The sequence below is a fragment of the Rossellomorea aquimaris genome (assembly GCF_008180865.1).
GTDB lineage: Bacteria > Bacillota > Bacilli > Bacillales > Bacillaceae_B > Rossellomorea > Rossellomorea yichunensis.
In genome coordinates this window covers 645,221-663,635 of sequence record NZ_VTEX01000001.1, presented here as the reverse complement: position 1 = coordinate 663,635, position 18,415 = coordinate 645,221, and the positions used below count along the sequence as shown (strand labels likewise).

The 18,415-nt window shown below is 40.7% G+C and carries 15 protein-coding genes; all 15 read right to left on the bottom strand.

Annotated features, from left to right (window positions below):
* Positions 1-80 precede the first annotated feature (80 nt).
* The 15 genes from FZC88_RS03335 to ribF all read right to left on the bottom strand — a co-directional run bounded on the left by FZC88_RS03335 (position 81) and on the right by ribF (position 18,409).
* Positions 81-2,444, bottom strand: a complete 2,364-nt coding sequence (locus FZC88_RS03335) for a DNA translocase FtsK (RefSeq protein ID WP_148993638.1) — start codon at positions 2,442-2,444, stop codon at positions 81-83.
* Positions 2,445-2,635: 191 nt separating this feature from the next.
* Positions 2,636-2,842, bottom strand: a complete 207-nt coding sequence (locus tag FZC88_RS03330) for a YlzJ-like family protein (RefSeq protein WP_148993637.1) — start codon at positions 2,840-2,842, stop codon at positions 2,636-2,638.
* Positions 2,839-3,591, bottom strand: a complete 753-nt coding sequence (locus tag FZC88_RS03325; protein ID WP_148968781.1) for a ClpP family protease — start codon at positions 3,589-3,591, stop codon at positions 2,839-2,841. Before FZC88_RS03325 ends, FZC88_RS03330 begins: the two co-directional genes overlap by 4 nt.
* A 126-nt stretch (positions 3,592-3,717) precedes the next feature.
* Positions 3,718-5,385: a ribonuclease J gene (locus FZC88_RS03320; RefSeq protein WP_148993636.1), complete on the bottom strand. Its 1,668-nt coding sequence runs from the start codon at positions 5,383-5,385 to the stop codon at positions 3,718-3,720.
* Between the two features lie 262 nt (positions 5,386-5,647).
* Positions 5,648-6,520, bottom strand: coding sequence for a 4-hydroxy-tetrahydrodipicolinate synthase (gene dapA / locus FZC88_RS03315; protein WP_262371638.1), 873 nt, complete (start codon positions 6,518-6,520; stop codon positions 5,648-5,650).
* Positions 6,521-6,542: 22 nt separating this feature from the next.
* Positions 6,543-7,781 (bottom strand): aspartate kinase, encoded by a 1,239-nt coding sequence (dapG, locus tag FZC88_RS03310; protein WP_148993635.1) that lies wholly within the window; start codon positions 7,779-7,781, stop codon positions 6,543-6,545.
* Between the two features lie 88 nt (positions 7,782-7,869).
* Positions 7,870-8,907, bottom strand: a complete 1,038-nt coding sequence (asd, locus tag FZC88_RS03305) for an aspartate-semialdehyde dehydrogenase (RefSeq protein WP_148994271.1) — start codon at positions 8,905-8,907, stop codon at positions 7,870-7,872.
* 222 nt (positions 8,908-9,129) lie between these two features.
* On the bottom strand, positions 9,130-9,723 hold the full coding sequence (locus FZC88_RS03300; protein ID WP_113968175.1) for a dipicolinate synthase subunit B: 594 nt from the start codon (positions 9,721-9,723) through the stop codon (positions 9,130-9,132).
* Entirely contained in the window at positions 9,720-10,622 is a 903-nt protein-coding gene (dpaA, locus tag FZC88_RS03295) for a dipicolinic acid synthetase subunit A (RefSeq protein WP_148968778.1), read from the bottom strand. The genes FZC88_RS03300 and dpaA overlap by 4 nt, the downstream gene beginning before the upstream one ends.
* A gap of 616 nt (positions 10,623-11,238) precedes the next feature.
* Entirely contained in the window at positions 11,239-11,472 is a 234-nt protein-coding gene (locus tag FZC88_RS03290; protein WP_044337355.1) for a YlmC/YmxH family sporulation protein, read from the bottom strand.
* A 548-nt stretch (positions 11,473-12,020) separates the two neighbouring features.
* Positions 12,021-13,262 (bottom strand): M16 family metallopeptidase, encoded by a 1,242-nt coding sequence (locus FZC88_RS03285; RefSeq protein WP_148993634.1) that lies wholly within the window; start codon positions 13,260-13,262, stop codon positions 12,021-12,023.
* Positions 13,263-13,290: 28 nt separating this feature from the next.
* The gene (locus FZC88_RS03280; protein ID WP_148968776.1) at positions 13,291-14,295 is read right to left on the bottom strand and encodes a polysaccharide deacetylase family protein; all 1,005 of its coding nucleotides are present in this window, start codon (positions 14,293-14,295) and stop codon (positions 13,291-13,293) included.
* 288 nt (positions 14,296-14,583) lie between these two features.
* Positions 14,584-16,707, bottom strand: a complete 2,124-nt coding sequence (gene pnp, locus FZC88_RS03275) for a polyribonucleotide nucleotidyltransferase (RefSeq protein ID WP_148968775.1) — start codon at positions 16,705-16,707, stop codon at positions 14,584-14,586.
* A 352-nt stretch (positions 16,708-17,059) separates the two neighbouring features.
* Positions 17,060-17,329, bottom strand: coding sequence for a 30S ribosomal protein S15 (rpsO, locus tag FZC88_RS03270; protein WP_034760125.1), 270 nt, complete (start codon positions 17,327-17,329; stop codon positions 17,060-17,062).
* A gap of 135 nt (positions 17,330-17,464) precedes the next feature.
* The gene (ribF, locus tag FZC88_RS03265) at positions 17,465-18,409 is read right to left on the bottom strand and encodes a bifunctional riboflavin kinase/FAD synthetase (RefSeq protein ID WP_148993633.1); all 945 of its coding nucleotides are present in this window, start codon (positions 18,407-18,409) and stop codon (positions 17,465-17,467) included.
* Positions 18,410-18,415: the final 6 nt, after the last annotated feature.

The window sequence follows — 18,415 nt, the reverse complement described above, 5'->3', positions numbered from 1 at the left end:
ATTTTCAGGTTTCCTTCTTAATTTTTACATAAAAAAGGTGTGTTATCCCATTCATTTTGAATAGGGTAACACACCTTTTGTTAAGAGCTTTGCTCTTCCGAAGGTTTACCGATCAAGACGGTTCGCGGCTTACTTCCTTCATAAGGTCCAACGACTCCCCTTACTTCCATCTCATCAATCAATCGTGCTGCTCTTGTATAACCAACTCTAAATCTTCTTTGAAGCATGGAGACGGAAGCGGTTTGCATTTCAGCGATCAACTGAACTGCATCATTATAGAGTTCGTCTTCAGCTTCGCCCGTTTTCTCATCTTCTTGTATCTCATCTGGAATCATTTCTTCCTGATACTGTGCCTTTTGTTGAGAAATGACAAAATCAACGATTTCTTCAACTTCTTCATCTGATAAAAATGCGCCTTGTACCCTTGTAGGCTTTGAAGCCCCTACAGGCATGAAGAGCATGTCTCCTCTACCCAATAGTTTTTCTGCGCCACCGGAATCCAGGATGGTTCTGGAATCGATTTGTGATGATACGGCAAACGCAATCCTGGATGGTATATTCGCTTTGATGACCCCTGTAATAACATCAACAGAAGGACGCTGCGTAGCAATGATTAAATGGATCCCTGCGGCACGTGCCATCTGTGCGAGTCTTGTGATGGCGTCTTCTACATCGTTTGAAGCAACCATCATTAAATCAGCCAGCTCATCCACTATTACCACAATGTATGGAAGCAGCGGCTGCTTTTCTTCGTTCTCGAGATTCTGTCTCTTAACGTAGTCGTTGTAGCCTTCAATATTCCTTGTTCCTGTGTGAGAGAACAACTCATATCTCCGCTCCATTTCACTTACAACCTTTTTTAATGCCTGTGAAGCTTTCTTTGCATCAGTTACAACGGGAGCCAATAGATGCGGTACCCCATTATATACATTCAATTCAACCATTTTTGGATCAATCATCATGAGTTTAACTTCATGTGGTTTAGCTCTCATTAGAATACTCGTAATAATTCCATTAATACAGACACTCTTTCCGCTTCCAGTGGCCCCGGCTACAAGTAAGTGAGGCATTTTATTCAATTCTGCAAGTACGGCTTCTCCCGTGATATCCCGCCCTAACCCAATTTGGAGCTTGGCATCCGGTTTATTATGTTCCTTGGCTTCAAGCACCTCTCTTAATGACACCATGGCCACTTCTGAGTTAGGAACTTCAATACCGATAGCCGATTTCCCCGGAATAGGAGCTTCGATTCGGATATCTTTAGCCGCAAGAGCCAAGGCTAAATCATCACTAAGGTTCACGATGCGGCTTACTTTCACACCTACATCCGGGTGAACTTCATACTTGGTGACGGCTGGACCTAAGTGAACTTGAGTAACTTTCGCTTTTACCCCGAAGCTTTGGAAGGTTCTTTCAAGTTTGGCTGCGTTGGCATGAATCAGTTGATATTCATTACTCTGATCTGTTTTTCTAGGAGTCTTTAATAACGAAATAGAAGGTAGTTTATAATCCTTATTTTCTACTTCAGTAAACGTAATTGGTGGTGCAGAATCCGCTTCTCCTTCTGAATCGGGCTTATCTTTAGCGGCCGCACCATCTTTTTCACCATTCATTCCCGCTCCTGAAGGGGATGGTTCTTCTTTAGTCGGATTCCCTCCGTATGCACGTTCAGCGAAGTTTGAGATAATCGGTTCTCTCGTTTCCTCTTCCTGAGGCATCTGAGTTTCAACCGCATTCTCCTGCTTAACAGGAACTTCTTTCTTTTTCTTGTCTTTCACTTCTTTTTTCTTTGACTGATCTTCTCTCCAGTCACTCATATCTTGTTTGAATGCCGACCATTGTCCGCTTAAGAATGCACCAAAGCGTTTTCCTGCTCTTCCCAGCACATCCCCGATGGATTTACCTGTCACTAGTATGATTCCGATCAATATGAAAGTTGCACTAACAATCCTTGCTCCTTGCGAGTCAAATAGAAAATAAGAAAGGGCAAATAAAATGCTCCCTATCATTCCCCCACCAAGGTCTGATGTACTCGTTTCCCCACTTACATCCATCCAATACAAATCCCACGTATTCATGATGACACTTGGATTATCAAAAGAGCCATCATTTGAGAGCAAATCAAATAATTTCACATGACTCAGTAGCAAGAAGCTCGCAATGATGATGTAGATCCCAATAAGTCTGCGACTAAATAACATAGGGATCTCCCTTTTAATCATGAGGTATCCAGCTAAATACAGCATCCACATGAGGGCAACCATATACCATTCACCAAGAAAGAATCGATAGAAATATACCACTGCTTTCCCTACAGCTCCAAGCTCTATGATTGAAATCAAACTGAGGGCAGCAAGGATCATTCCTGTAATTTCATATTTTATGGTTTGTTTTAAGGTTGAACTCGTTGCAGATCGTTTTTTTCTTCTTTTTCGTTTTGCCAATCCAATTCACCTAAATTCTATTGAAGTCTTTCTTCATATGTACATAAAGATGAAGAAAGGGCTGATCCTTTGGGGCAATCTATGTGCCTAAGGTGTCAGACCCTTCCCGTTTAACTTAAAGTATCATTATGATTATCTCTTCCAGTAATATTATAGCATAACCACTATTTCGGGAAAATCCTCTTTCTCGCTTAATTATTGATAAATTCACCTGGGCAAATCTGATTATCCAGATAATGTGCAGGATCACTACTCATGACCCTCACAATTCGATACCGGTTCTGCTCCTGCTGAACAAGGATAGGAACACCCTGATATTCCATCATCATTTGACCACTGAATTCACTTGCATCTGTTGGAAATACAAGATCATTGGGAACGACTGTATAAAGGATCATTGTACTAATCCCTCTTGTTGATCCGATTGCTTTTTCATCTCAATTAACTCGTTAATCTTTTTAATGGCTGTCCCAATGCCCCCGATCCCATCTATCAGGCCGTATTCGACGGCATCGTCACCTACCACATTCGTACCGATATCCCGTGTGAGGTTTCCCTTTGCAAACATCAGGTCTTTAAAATCTTCTTCCGATATATTACTGTGCTTCGTTACGAAACTAACTACCCGATCCTGCATTTTATCCAAATACTCGAATGTCTGCGGTACTCCGATCACCAACCCCGTCAACCGAACCGGGTGGATTGTCATTGTAGCAGTGCTCGCAATGTACGAGAAATCGCATGATACGGCAATCGGTACACCAATACTATGTCCTCCCCCCAACACAACAGATACTGTAGGTTTAGAAAGTGAAGCGATCATTTCAGAAATAGCGAGTCCCGCTTCCACGTCTCCACCTACCGTATTTAATATTACCACCAAACCCTCTATTTTAGGATTTTGCTCAATGGCTACCAGCTGTGGAATAACATGTTCATATTTTGTTGTTTTATTTTGTGGCGGAAGCTGCATATGCCCTTCTATTTGTCCTACAATCGTCAAGCAATGGATATTGGAATCCTGAGAGAGTTGCGGGACATTGGTTTGCCCTAATTGCTGTATCTTTTCCATTAACCCTGATGGTTTATCTTTATTATCCTCGCCTTTATTTGGCTGATCCTGCATACGTTCATGATTTTCTTCCATGAAACACATCTCCTTTTCATTTCCATTCTCTTGTTATTATTTTAATAAGGGAGTGTTTTCATACTTTATACTTTGGGATCAAATAAAAAACGGAGGCTATCTGTTAGAAACAAATAGCCTCACGCATTAAACTTCCATGATGATCGGTAATATCATTGGTCTTCTTCGTGTTTTATTGAATAAATAGTAATTGAGCTGATCTCTGATATCCTGTTTAATGGTTGTCCATTCAAAAGAGCCCTTTTGTAAGTAGGAATGTACTACATCCGTTACGATGCTTCCAGCTCCATCAATCAATTCTTCTGACTCCCTCACATAAACGAAGCCGCGTGAAATAATTTCAGGACCTGACACAATCGATTTGGATCTGCGGTTAATCGTTACAACGACCGTAAAGACACCGTCTTCTGATAATAGTTTACGATCGCGAAGGACGATATTCCCTACGTCCCCTACACCGATTCCATCGATTAACACATTCCCGGCCTGCACCCGGCCGCTCATTCTCATCTTGCCGTCCTTGTATTGAAGCACATCCCCTTTATCCAAAATGAAAATTTGCTTATACGGAAGACCGATGTCGTGAGCGATCTGTGTATGCGCCACCAGCATTTTGTACTCACCTTGTATTGGGATGAAATACTTCGGTTTCATGATATTTAACATGAACTTTAGATCTTCCTGACTCCCGTGCCCTGAAACATGAACCTTCTTATTAGCGGTCAAGACGTTTGCTCCTGCTCTATAAAGCATGTCAATTGTCTTTCCTGCGATGACTTCCATTCCAGGCGAAGGTGAAGCCGTAATTAGGACTGTATCTCCTTCTTCGATATTTACAAGACGATGGGAGCGTTTTGACATCCTCTGCAAGGCTTCAAACGGTTCTCCTTGAGTTCCGGTGGCGATGATGACGACTTCATCTTTAGGATAATCACCAATCTCATCCATTCCGATGATCATCTCATCCCGGACGTGAAGATAGCCTAATTTCAATGCTACATCATATACTCTCTTCAAACTCTTACCCACTACGACCACTTTACGGTTATTTTGATCTGCAGCGTCAAAAACTTGCTGTAGTCGAATTAAATTAGATGCAAAGCAAGCTACAATGACTCTACCGGATGCCATTCGTAAAGCGTCTGTTATGTGTTGTTCAATGACTGCTTCGGATGTTGTATAGCCGGGTCTCTCCGCTTCTTTGCTGTCAGACAACAAACAAAGCACTCCTTTTTCACCGATTTGAGCCATTTTGCCTAAATCCGGTCGATAAAGGTGTTTAGCCGATTGATCAAATTTGAATTCTCCTGTATGTACGATGACTCCTTCAGATGTATGTATACATACACCAACTGAATCCGGAATACTGTGTGTGGTTTTAAAGAACGTTACATTCACTCCATCAAAAGTGAGATGGCTATCTGAGTGAATCGTATAGAATTTCACATCTTCCCTGACATTTTCATCCTTCAATCGTGCCTTTACAAGAGCATTCGTTAAACGGGTGCCATAAACAGGTGCTTTAATCTTATTAAGTACGTATGATATCGCCCCAATACTATCCTCATGTCCATGAGTCAGAAAGATCCCTTTAACACGTTCTTTATTTTCGATCAAGTATTGAATGTCAGGTATGACGATATCAATTCCCAGCATTTCATTCTCAGGGAACATCAGCCCTGCGTCAACCACGAAAATTTCATGATCCACTTCGATCACGTACATGTTCTTCCCAATTTCCCCCACTCCTCCGAGCGGTATGACCTTTATACTTTCATTCTTTGTCTTACTCACATTATGTCCTCCTATGCTGTGCCTTTCCCGATCTTCAATCAGTTACGTTTATTATACTTGATAATATTTTGGGAGTACAACCAATTTTATCCTTCCTATAATAAGATTAGGAAAAAGACTGCATTCATTTTTACTACATTACTATTTCGATACTACGTGACTAAATCCTTCTTCTTTAAAATAAATTAATCCATTACTGATTTTAGTGGCTTTTCCTGTCTACAATAAAAGACTGTGAAGGATCGCCTTCACAGTCTTTTACTTAAGATAATACTTGTAATAATTGAGACAGCTTTGCTCTTTCCACTTCTGTCAGTGGAATTAATGGTAAGCGGACAGATCCAACGTCGAGACCCTTCATTTGCAGGGCTGTTTTAACCGGTGTTGGGTTCGGGCTAGTAAACAACCCTTTCATGACTGGAAGAAGTTTTTGATGCAGACCGGCTGCCTCTAAATGGTTTCCACCTGTAAATGCAGCAACCATCTCCTGCATTTCGTTTCCGATGATATGTGAGGCAACAGACACAATTCCAGTTCCACCTATTGATAATACAGGGAGAGTAAGTCCGTCATCACCACTGTATAGCATAAAGTCGTCTGATGTATGTGAAATGATTTCAGTCATGCTATCCAAGTCACCGCTTGCTTCTTTAACAGCTACAATGTTTTCAATCTCTGATAATCGAATGATTGTTTCCGGAGAAACATTGACGCTTGAACGTCCTGGAATATTATAAAGCATGACAGGTAAGGTTGTTGATTCAGCAATCGCTTTGAAATGCTGGAACAACCCTTCCTGACTAGGCTTATTATAGTATGGAGCCACCAGCATGATGGCATCTACTCCTGCCTCTATTGCCTTTTTGGTAAGTTCGATGGAAGCGTGGGTGTTATTACTTCCCGTCCCGGCAATAACAGGTACTCTTCCATTTACTACTTTTACTACATGGCGAAATAAAGCAATCTTTTCTTCTTTGGTTAAAGTCGGAGACTCACCAGTGGTCCCGGCAACTACTAAAGAATCTGATCCATTTTCAATCAGATACTGAATTAATTGGGTCGTCTTAGTGAAATCGATATTTCCTTTACGGTCAAATGGGGTAACCATCGCCGTAGAAACGCGGCCAAAATTCAATCTAGTCACTCTCCTCTTATGTTTATCCTACCCTGAATGTAGCGGTTCTCTCTTGTAGTTGAAACGTATCATGAAGTGCATTAATCGCATTAATCAGGTCCATCTCTTTCACCAGAACCCAAATAGTCGTATGACTATCTGCAGACTGAAGGATTCGAATTCCTTCGTTTGACAGAGATGATACGATGGCTGAAGTCACACCTGGAACACCTGTCATCCCGGCTCCAACTACTGAAATCTTAGCACACTCTGACTCTACAATAGGTTTATGACCTATTGTATTTAGAACCGAAATCGCACCTTCTGCCAGGGATGATGCAACAGTATAAACAACTCCCCGTGGAGAGATGTTAATGAAGTCAACACTTATTCCTTCTTTAGCCATCGCTTTAAAGACTTCAGCTTGGAGATTGTATTGGTCTTCCTTAGCGAATACTTTTATTTGCGTAAGGTTGGATACATGGGCGATTCCTGTTACGGGATGACTCCGGAATTCTTTGTGTGCTTTCGTATTTTCAAGTGTTGTCACAAGCGTCCCTTCACCATTTGAATAAGTAGAACGAATCCGGATTGGAACATTTGAATTCATCGCAATTTCAACAGCTCTTGGATGAATCACCTTTGCCCCCTGATATGCCATATTACAAACTTCATTATAAGATACAACCGTAATAGGTCTCGCCTTCGATGAAATGCGGGGATCGGCAGTCATGACCCCTTCAACATCGGTGAAAATATCGATGAAGTCAGCTTTTAATGCCACTCCTAAAGCAGAAGCTGAAGTATCGCTTCCCCCTCTGCCGATCGTGGTGACATCACCATCTTTCGTTGCACCTTGAAAGCCCGCTACCACCACTGCATCGTGTTCTTCAAGCTCTTTGACCAAACGGCTGCATCGCATTTCCAAAATCTTAGCATTGTTAAAATCATTATTGGTTCGGAATCCGGCTTGAGCACCAGTCAAAGCGGTTGACCGGATTCCATGTTCAAGAAGCATGTTAGAGAAGACCAGGCTGGAAATGATTTCTCCACACGATAATAATAAGTCTTGCTCTCTCTTACTTATTGAAGTATTCCTGCCACCGATAAGTGATAATAGGGAGTCAGTAGCGTAAGGTTCACCTTTTCTTCCCATAGCTGAAACGACTACCACCACTTTATATCCCTTATCAATCGCTTGCTTCGTGTGGGCAAGTGCCTTTAAGCGACTTGCCTCATCTCGTACAGACGTTCCACCAAATTTTTGAACGATCACTTTCATGACTACACCTCATTGTCATATGTCTAAGAGGTATGTGAGAACGAATAGTGGAAATAAATAGATCTATAGCTGAAATGGTCCCTCTTCGTTATTTAATTATACCAAGTTTCATTAAACTTTCTGCGATTTGAACCGAGTTCCAAGCCGCTCCCTTAAGTAAGTTGTCAGACACAACCCACATATGAAAGCCCTTGTCTTCATCAAGATCTTTACGCACCCTGCCAACAAATACATCCGGTTTTCCTACTGCATATGCAGGCATCGGATAAATCTGTTCTTCCGGGACGTCTTCTAAAGTTACTCCAGGAGCATCTTTTAACAGTGAGTGGATATCATTCACTGTTACAGAACCATCCTCAATTTCAATATATACACTTTCTGAGTGACCTGTTACAACTGGTAATCTTACGCATGTGGCAGATACCTTCAATGACGGCATATGCATAATTTTTTTTGTTTCATTGATCATTTTCATTTCTTCGAATGTAAAGCCGTTATCCTGGAATTTATCAATTTGAGGAATGGCGTTATAAGCTATCTGGTGATGCTTTTTATCCCCTTTTACAGGTAGAACACTCGGCTCGAATGATTCACCGGACAATATGGCCTGTGATTGCGCGTGGAGCTCATCGATGGCCACTGCACCTGCTCCTGAAACGGCTTGATAGGTTGACACGATTACTTTCGATAAACCATATTGTTTACGGATCGGTTCAAGTGCTGCCACCATCTGGATCGTAGAACAGTTAGGATTCGCAATGATGCCTTTATGAAGTTTTATATCTTCTTCATTCACCTCTGGAACTACAAGAGGAACATCCGGGTCCATTCTGTATGCACTTGTATTGTCGACGACGATAGCTCCACGTTTAACGGCTTCAGGAGCAAGAAGCTTGGATACACTACCCCCTGCACTAAATAAAGCTATATCTACCCCTTCAAAACTCTCGGGTTTGGCTTCTTCAACCGTCCACTCTTTCCCTTTAAAGGTAACGGTGGACCCGGCTGAACGGGCTGAAGACAATAATGTCAATTGTTTTATTGGAAAGTCCCTTTTTTCTAATGTTTCAAGCATTTGTTGTCCAACTGCACCTGTGGCACCGACAACCGCTACATGTAATCCCATTGTATTCAAAATCTTCTCTCCTTCCAACCATTCAGTATTCTCATAGTAGGTATACCTTTTAGTCTGTTACTATAATAAAGAATATTTTAACATAAACAATTATTCGACAATAGGGAATTTTATATTTATGCCTTGATTATTTTCATTTACTAATAAATTTAAATAATTATACATGAAAAGAAGGCCATCTTAACAGTGCAAGTTGATAGCCTTCTCAATCTATTAATCTAAATATCTTTCGATTACGACTGGCTGAAGCTGTCTTCCTTCGATAGCCGCTTCTATTGTTTCCTGAATCAGGGTCATTCTGGCTACCATTGATTTCGGTTTACTTTCGGGTGCATCTTGCCCAAATGGGATAAAGTATATATCTTTGGTTGATATTAATCTCATTAGGTTTACACCATTTAAACCAAGAGCATCATTTGTCGATATCCCCAGTACTACAGGACGGTGATTACGAAGAGTCGCTTTAGCAGCCATTAACACGGGAGAATCTGTCATTGCATTGGCGAATTTACTCATTGAATTTCCTGTAAGGGGAGCGATCACCATACAATCCAATGGAATTTTAGGACCAAGTGGTTCTGCCTTTACGATTGAATCGATTACCCTATGACCTGTAACGTCCTCTATTCGCTTAATCCAGTCTTCTCCTTTACCGAATCTCGTTTCCGTATTCATAACAGTTGAAGTTACAATTGGCATCACTTCTGCACCGTTATTCACTAATCGTTCAATTTCCGGGAATACGGCATCATACGTACAATGAGAACCTGTTAGACCAAACCCGATTCGTTTTCCTTTGACACTCATGATGAACTCTCCTTTCCTAAATCAAGATCTTCCTCTAACAATTGACAAAGTACATTCGCCAGTATTTGGCCAGCTGTCTTAGGTGCCACGATCCCAGGCAATCCCGGGGCTAACAATGCTTTTATTCCCCGTTTTTCTGCATAACGAAAATCTGTACCTCCAGGCTTCGAAGCCAAATCGATGATTAATGTATGAGCTGGCATTTTGGCTATCACAGCAGCCTTCACTATATGCACTGGAATTGTGTTAATACATATATCACAATTCTCAACCTCTTTTTCTAAGTTATCTAAGTGGAATGGCTCTAAGCCCATTTCAGTCACCCTGGCCAGATGCTCACTTTTCCGAGCGCCAACCTTCACCTTTCCGCCTAAATGATGAAACGTTCTAGCTACACTCATACCTACCCTACCCAGACCCAATATGACAATCGTAGATCCATGAATCGTAAAGTCTGTATGTTGAATAGCCATCATAATCGTTCCCTCTACTGTAGGAATAGAATTATAAATGGCAACATCGTCTCTCTCAAACAACTGAACAAGTTTCCGATTCGTTGAAGACATTATTTCATCCAAATACTTATTACTAATTCCTGAATAGATCGTACAGTGCTCTGGCGTCTGAGACACAATTTCCTCTGTTAAAACGATTTTCTCATTGGAGAAAATCGTATCAATTTCTCCTTGTAGATTCGTGCCGGGTACAGGTAAGATTATGGCATCAATCATTGAAAAGTCCACTTCATCGAGCTTTTCTTTCGTAGCCCCTGTAAAGGCATGATCTAGTTGTTCAAAACCTACGAGTGAGATCTTTGCATCCAACTCAGTAAGCTTCCGAATAATCTCAAGTTGACGAGCATCTCCGCCTAGAACTGCGATCTGCATTCCGGTCAGCATCACTGATTTCACCTACTTTTTTACATAATCGCTATTCTAAATCCCTTTTCACTTCAACAGTGTATGTTGCACATACCTAATGGGTGAGAAGAAAAGCAGGAAGAGACTGTTTAGAATGTGGGATTGTTTTTGTAATGGAGGGGTTGAGGGAGGTTAAGTGGGTATATTGATCGTACAACAATTTCAATCAAGTGGTGCAAAATGTAAATTTACATTACACTAACTCCTTCTAACATTATGGAGAAAGCCTACTTTTTTAAATGCTTTTCACAAGGATTGTTGTTTTCTAAAATAAAATATGCGAGGGCTCTGTCAACCAATTTATGCTGGATGGTGAGAATTTTTGTGACAGAGCTTAAAAGTGTGCAAGAAAACAATGTACCTAAAAAAATAATTCTTCTTTAATAAAAAGGAAATCAATCTCTACTCACCTTAAATAAGGTTTTCTGCTGAAATTCTTGTTTTAATTGTTTTCCATTAAGGATTCAATTGGAGCGGAAATCAACTAATACTTTCTCCTCTACAATAAGCAACAAACTTTACGAAATGAGCCTTTTTATATTAAAGGCAAAATAAAAAAACGGGATTTTCCCGTTTCAATAGGTTATCTATTTCGTTAGTCATTCGATACTTCCAGAATGATCATATCAGCTCCGATTGTTCTTATTTGATGCCAAGGTACCCGGATTTCCCCGCCTTGCTTTCGCAGCCATTTACCGGTCGGAATGATAAGCGCATTAATACTTCCTGACTTATCATTGAATTCAAGATCGGTTTGCCCCAGAATACCAAGTCGTTCTGCTTTTTTATAATCAACTATTTCTTTTCCGCTTAACTCGCTTAATCTCATGAAGGTTTCCTCCTTAAAAAAGCTCTGTACTACAATGTATACACTGTCCACTTTTTTTAGAAGAAATTCTTCGTTATTTCCTTCCAATGTGATGGTTCATACAAAAAAGAAGCTGGGACAAAACTAAAATGCCACGATATAAAGACGAACAATAGAAGTGTAGGTTCTTAATGCCGCTAATGATTTCCGTGCAAGACTACGCTTTCCGCGGGTAGCCCGTGAGCCTCCTCTGCAAGCCTGCGGGAAGGAAAGCGGAGGGGCATTGTTCAGAGGCGGGTGGCATAAGGCGAAGCGTCCACGAAGGCGTTCTTTGCCTTCTTGGACGGTTTGACTTAAGACATGTGCCTCTAAGCCCCGGAGCTGGACGGGTCTCACATAAGCTACTTTTCCCGCAGGAGTCTTCGTCTTGCACTCCAATCAACCGCTGGAAACAGCTAAAATCAAATGTACCGAAATAAATAATAAACCCGAACAAATCTGCCTTCTAGGAAGCAGACTTGTTCGGGTTTTACTTGACTAAAACACTTTTGTCCCAGCCTCTTTTCCTGTTATTTCCTCATATTTTGAGGGAGATTCCCATCCGGACTTATGAGGGATATTGCATAATCATCTTTAAATATGTCAAGGGCTAACTGATTAACTTTTTCCATCGTAACGCCGTCGATTTCTTCGACAATCTCATCCAGCGTACGGTGGCGTTTTAACAGCAGCTCATTTTTCCCGTTACGACTCATCCGGCTATTCGTACTTTCTAAGCTAAGCATAAGGTTACCCTTTAATTGCTCTTTGCTGTTTAGTAATTCTTTAGAGGTTATCCCATCATCTTTCAGGGCTTGAAGGGTGCTGTCGATCGTATCAAATAATTGGTCTAACTGATTGGCCCCTGTTCCTCCATAAATGGTAACCATTCCGCTATCTTCATATGCGGAATGATAAGAAAACACGGAATACGCAAGTCCTCTTTGTTCACGAACCTCTTGAAACAGACGGGAGGACATACTGCCACCTAACACATTGTTTAATACGATCAGGTTATAGATATCCGGATGCCCGATTTGCAAGCCGTCAAATCCTAAGCATAAATGGGCTTGTTCTGTATCTTTTTTCCGGGCAAGCTTATTGTTGTGGAAGGTAGGCTTCATACGGTCCTCAGGTCCTTTACCACCTTCATAAGATCCGAATAGCTTCTCGACTTCTTTGATGAATGTTTCATCCACATTTCCCGCTACAGACACCACTACTTGATCCGGGGTGTACATGTCATGCATGTACTCTTTCAATTTAGCTTGATTGAATGAGTTCAGTGTCTCTTCCGTTCCCAGAATCGGATAGCCAAGTGGATGCTCTTCATAGATTGCCTTGCTTAATAAGTCATGAACGATATCATCAGGGGTATCTTCATACATTTTAATCTCTTCATACACTACATTTTTTTCTTTATTCAATTCCTCTTCAACATAGGTAGAGTTAAAGAACATATCAGAAAGTGTATGTAATGCATAATCAGCATGATTGTCCAATACTTTTGCATAATAGCAGGTGTATTCCTTAGAGGTAAAAGCATTGACCTGTCCGCCGATGCTGTCAAAGGACTCTGCTATTTCACGCGCTGTTTTCGTTTTTGTTCCTTTGAAAAACATGTGTTCTAAAAAGTGGGATATCCCGTTATTTTGTTCCGATTCATTTCGTGAGCCGGTTCCAATCCAAACCCCAATCGCTACAGAACGGACGTGAGGTATTTCCTCCAGCACGATTCTTAGTCCATTTTGGCATGTATATTTCTTTATCAAGAAATTTCCTCCTATTCATGATGCAAACTTACTGCTTCTTATTACTATCTCCCTGTTCTGACGAATTATCGATGTCTTCTACGATTCTCTCTTCTTTAACAAGACTTGAGATCGTACCAAGCCTTAAATTTTTTTCTTTTATTTGAAGAATCAACATATTTAACGAATTGGCCGTTGATGCTGTCGGGTGCATCAGTACAATTGCTCCCTTGTGCATCTTTCTCATTACACGCTCGATTAACACGCTTGGTTGTGGTTTTTGCCAATCAATCGTATCCACACTCCACATTATCGTTCTCATGTGCATGTCATCTGCAATATTTATGACTTCCTCCCGGTAGCTGCCGCTTGGTGGAGCAAACCATTTCGCTTTCTCCCCTGTGGTCACTTCAATTATTTCATTCGTCTTTTTCAATTCTTCTCTTACTTTGGCTGACTCCAATGTTTTCATATCAGGGTGAGAATATGAATGATTTCCGACTTCATGTCCTGCGTCCACGATCATCTTCGCTAAGTCCGGGTTATTTTTCACCCATCTCCCCTCTAAAAAGAACGTAGCATATACTTGGTGTTTTTTCAAAGTTGCAAGCATATCCGGGATATATTCATTTCCCCATGCTACATTGATAATAAAAGATACCATTGGTTTATCCGGATTCCCCCGATAAACAGGGGAAGCGGGCAAATCAGGTAAGTGCGTTTCAGGAGGGATTTGCTTGTAGATCAGTTTATCTTCATCGAATGATTTTTCTTTTTTCATATTTTGAAGAGACGCTTCTACATCCACTTTCAAACCATTATATCCTGGTGTAGCTTTCCAAACTGTATCTATTACAGCATCTTGAGCCGGTACTTCCCTCAATTTTGCTTCTTCTTTTATTTTTCGAGTTAAATCATTTGGTTCGCTGACTCCATTCACTTCTAACGATTCTTGTTTTAGTCCTGTCACATACTGGTCTGATAACGGATTTTCAACGACAACTAAAGTCAGAATAGCAATTAGACTAATTCCAATCAAGTATTTTCTTTCCATACCTGTCCACCTTCCTTCTCCTAAAAACATATGAAGGAAAAGGATCTGGTAGAACAAAAGCGGAGGGGCAATGCTTCGAGAGGTGACAAGCATAAGGCTAAGAGATTCTAAAGGCGTTCTTTGGCTTTTTGATATCTTTGACTTATGACCTTGAGCCTCTAAGCCCGGAGCTGGCTGACACAAATGCCAAGGCTGCCCCTTCACCCCTGAATGAAAACTCCACAGATAAAAAAAGCCGCCCCGGAGGAGAGTTTGCTCCTTACAGGACAGCCTGCCTATCTCAAAAGATTATGCTTGGTTTTGTTCTTCTTTTTCACGCTGCTCTTTAAGAACTGCTTTTCTTGACAAGTTGACCCTACCCTGGTTATCGATGTCAAGAACCTTAACAAGGATCTCATCACCGATCGCTACCACATCTTCAACTTTGCGAATACGTTCTTCTGCAATTTCAGAAATGTGGACCAGGCCATCTTTACCACTGAAGATTTCTACAAATGCCCCGAATTTTTCAATTCGTTTTACTTTCCCCAGATACATTTGCCCAGCTTCAACTTCTCTTACGATATCTTCAATTGTTTTCTTAGCAACTTTGTTCATCTCTTCATCAGTAGAGGAGATAAAGATCGTTCCGTCCTGCTCAATATCAATCTTAACGCCTGTTTCGTCGATGATTTTATTGATTTGTTTACCACTTGGTCCAATAACATCACGGATTTTATCAGGGTTAATATGCATGGTTAAGATTTTAGGTGCATATTGAGAAAGGCTCGTTCTTGCTTCACCGATTGTTGCTAACATACTATCAAGGATCTGCATTCTTCCTTTTTTCGCTTGTTGAAGCGCTTCTTCAAGAATTTCCCTGGATAGTCCATCAATTTTGATATCCATTTGAAGAGCGGTTACACCCTTGGAAGTCCCGGCTACTTTAAAGTCCATGTCACCAAGGTGATCTTCCATTCCTTGAATATCCGTTAAGATGGAATAGTTTTCACCAGATTTGATCAGACCCATGGCGATCCCTGCTACAGGTGCTTTAATAGGCACACCTGCATCCATCATCGCTAAGGTACTTGCACAGATACTTGCTTGGGAAGTTGAACCATTTGATTCAAGTACTTCAGAAACAAGACGGATAGTATACGGGAAGTCTTTCTCGTTTGGAATAATGGGATCCAAGGCTTTTTCCCCTAGTGCCCCATGTCCGATTTCACGACGACCAGGTCCTCTGATCGGTCCCGTTTCCCCTACACTGAATTGAGGGAAATTATAATGATGCATGAATCGTTTAGATTCTTCAATTCCTAGACCATCGAGAACTTGAACATCTCCTAAAGCCCCTAATGTACAAATGCTTAATGCTTGAGTTTGTCCACGTGTGAACAGTCCTGAACCATGAGTTCTTGGTAATAAACCTACCTCGGAAGAAAGTGGACGTATTTCGTCGACTTTACGACCATCAGGGCGGACTTTATCTTCAGTAATCAAGCGACGAACTTCATTTTTCACAAGTTTGTCTAATACTTTTTTCACTTGCTTCAATGTAGCTTCATCGGCTTCTTTCTCTTCTTCATAAACAGCCATCACTTTTTTCTTCACTGCTTTGATAGCTTCTTCACGAGCATGTTTTTCTTGAACTTGAATCGCAGGGATTAGTTCACTTTCACATAATGAACGAACCTCCGCCTCAACTGCTTGATCAAGTTCAACAAGTTGAATTTCAGATTTCTCTTTCCCGACTTTAGCAACAATTTCTTCTTGGAAAGCGACTAAACGCTTTATTTCTTCATGACCAAACATGATTGCCTCAAGCATTGTCTCTTCGGGTACCTCATCTGCACCTGCTTCAACCATATTGATGGCATCTTTGGTACCGGCTACAGATAAATGAATCTCACTTTTCTCCAGTTGTTCCACTGAAGGGTTAATAATAAATTCACCATCAACCAGACCAACAATTACGCCGGCAATAGGACCTTCAAATGGGATATCAGAAACAGATAGTGCTAGTGAAGATCCGAACATAGCTGCCATTTCAGATGAACAGTTTTGGTCTACACTCATCACTATACTGATTACTTGTACTTCATTACGGAATCCATCTGCGAACAATGGACGGATAGGGCGGTCGATTAAACGGCTTGCCAGGATCGCTTTTTCACTCGGACGTCCTTCACGTTTAATAAATCCTCCTGGAATTTTACCAACAGCATATAATCTTTCTTCATAATTTACAGTTAGTGGGAAGAAATCCAGTGGTTTTGGCTCTTTTGAAGCTGTTGCACTACTTAGTACCGCAGTATCTCCGTAGCGTACCATAACCGCTCCATTGGCTTGTTTGGCAAATTGGCCTACTTCGACCGTTAATTCTCTTCCTGCCCATTCAATGGAAAAGATTTGTTTAGTTTGTTCCATAAAGTGTGCCCCTCTCTTTATATATCACTAAAAGGTTCGGCCTGTACCTAACCCGGATAAATATTGTAAATAAACTAATCTATATCATGCACATTTGTGCCGTTATATTCGCTTGGGTGAATAACATAAGGAACTATGTAAATATAGTAGGTTCTCTCAATGGAAAGTTCTATTTACTCACATTAAGAACTCGAATAACTCTTATGTACATATTATGTATTTTAGACAAAAACTATATAATTGAATACTTTTCGTGATAAAAATATTTAAAAATAAGTGGGGGATCATACAAAGATTCCCACTTATCAAAACTAAAGAAAAAGCGGGACATAATCCCGCTTCCTTTGTCTGTTTATCGACGTAAACCTAATTTGTTGATTAACTCACGGTAGCGTTGTACATCTTTCTTACGTAGGTAAGATAATAGATTACGACGGTGACCTACCATTTTCAGAAGACCGCGACGAGAGTGGTGGTCTTTCTTGTGAACGCGTAAGTGATCGTTCAGATTGTTAATTTCTTCAGTTAGGACAGCAATTTGAACTTCTGGAGATCCAGTATCGTTCTCATGTACTTTGTATTCACTGATAAGTTCGTTTTTACGCTCTTTAGTGATAGCCATCCTTTTCACCTCCTATTAATTTCTTTCAAATCCCCTGTTACTGAGCAGCCGTTGGTGAATCGTGATGCCAAGCAAAGGTTCATTTCATACGATATTTAGAATACTACTCTTTTCAACAAAAATCAAGTATAAACCTCAAATTTCCGAAAAGTAGTGTATTGCTTTGTCTTTATCTTTCTGAATCTGCGAGATTAATTCCTCTATCCCGGAAAACTTCTGTTCATCCCTAATTCTTTCATACCATTCAATATACACTTCTTCGCCATATATTGACGCGTAAAAATCAAAAATGTGAACTTCAATTGATAGAGAGTATTCATCTGGATTTTTAAAAGTAGGCTTATAACCTATATTACATACTCCATCAAACCATTTATCATGAATTTTCATTCTAACAGCATACACTCCCACTTTAGGAGTAAGATAGTCGTAGGCCAACTCAATATTGGCTGTAGGGAAGCCGATTTTTCTGCCTCTCTTATCACCATGAATGACTGTCCCTTTCATTTTAAACGGTCTGCCCAGGAGCTTATGAACCTTTTTTACGTCGCCTTCTTTAAGGCATTCTCTTATGAACGTTGAACTTACTTTGGAGTCATCGTCTGTAAGCTTAGAAATTGTAGTAGAAGTAAACATATCACGTGAATGGAATGGAAGTGTTTCCATCGTCCCTTTCCCTAAACGTCCATATGAGTAATCAAAACCTGCTACTACATGCAGTGCATTGAGCCCTATGATGTATTGATCAACGAAGTCCTGAGGAATCAGACTTGCAAATTCTGATGTAAAGCGGACAATAAATAAATAATCCACACCCAGCTCCTCTATTATTTCTTTCTTATCTTCAAGAGGGGTTATGTAGTGTATATGCTTGTGCTTATGACCTAATACAACTGAAGGATGAGGATCAAATGTCATCACCGCACTACAAGCTTTGAGCTCTTTCGCTTTTTCTACTGCTTCACTGATCACCCTCTGATGTCCTCTATGCACTCCATCGAAGTACCCTAGAGCCAAAACAAGGGGGGAAAAATCATTCTTACTAATTGAATGTGGATGATGTACAGTTATCACTTTCACAGTATT

What these genes read in the sequence shown, in the direction of transcription:
- FZC88_RS03330 (WP_148993637.1), bottom strand. Translation starts at nt 2,842, where the DNA reads ATGATCCTTTATACAGTCGTTCCCAATGATCTTGTATTTCCAACAGAT.
- FZC88_RS03325 (WP_148968781.1), bottom strand. Translation starts at nt 3,591, where the DNA reads ATGGAAGAAAATCATGAACGTATGCAGGATCAGCCAAATAAAGGCGAG.
- dapG (WP_148993635.1), bottom strand. Translation starts at nt 7,781, where the DNA reads ATGAAAGTGATCGTTCAAAAATTTGGTGGAACGTCTGTACGAGATGAG.
- asd (WP_148994271.1), bottom strand. Translation starts at nt 8,907, where the DNA reads ATGGGATTACATGTAGCGGTTGTCGGTGCCACAGGTGCAGTTGGACAA.
- FZC88_RS03300 (WP_113968175.1), bottom strand. Translation starts at nt 9,723, where the DNA reads ATGAGTGTCAAAGGAAAACGAATCGGGTTTGGTCTAACAGGTTCTCAT.
- dpaA (WP_148968778.1), bottom strand. Translation starts at nt 10,622, where the DNA reads ATGCTGACCGGAATGCAGATCGCAGTTCTAGGCGGAGATGCTCGTCAA.
- FZC88_RS03290 (WP_044337355.1), bottom strand. Translation starts at nt 11,472, where the DNA reads ATGAGATTAAGCGAGTTAAGCGGAAAAGAAATAGTTGATTATAAAAAA.
- FZC88_RS03280 (WP_148968776.1), bottom strand. Translation starts at nt 14,295, where the DNA reads ATGGAAAGAAAATACTTGATTGGAATTAGTCTAATTGCTATTCTGACT.
- pnp (WP_148968775.1), bottom strand. Translation starts at nt 16,707, where the DNA reads ATGGAACAAACTAAACAAATCTTTTCCATTGAATGGGCAGGAAGAGAA.
- rpsO (WP_034760125.1), bottom strand. Translation starts at nt 17,329, where the DNA reads ATGGCTATCACTAAAGAGCGTAAAAACGAACTTATCAGTGAATACAAA.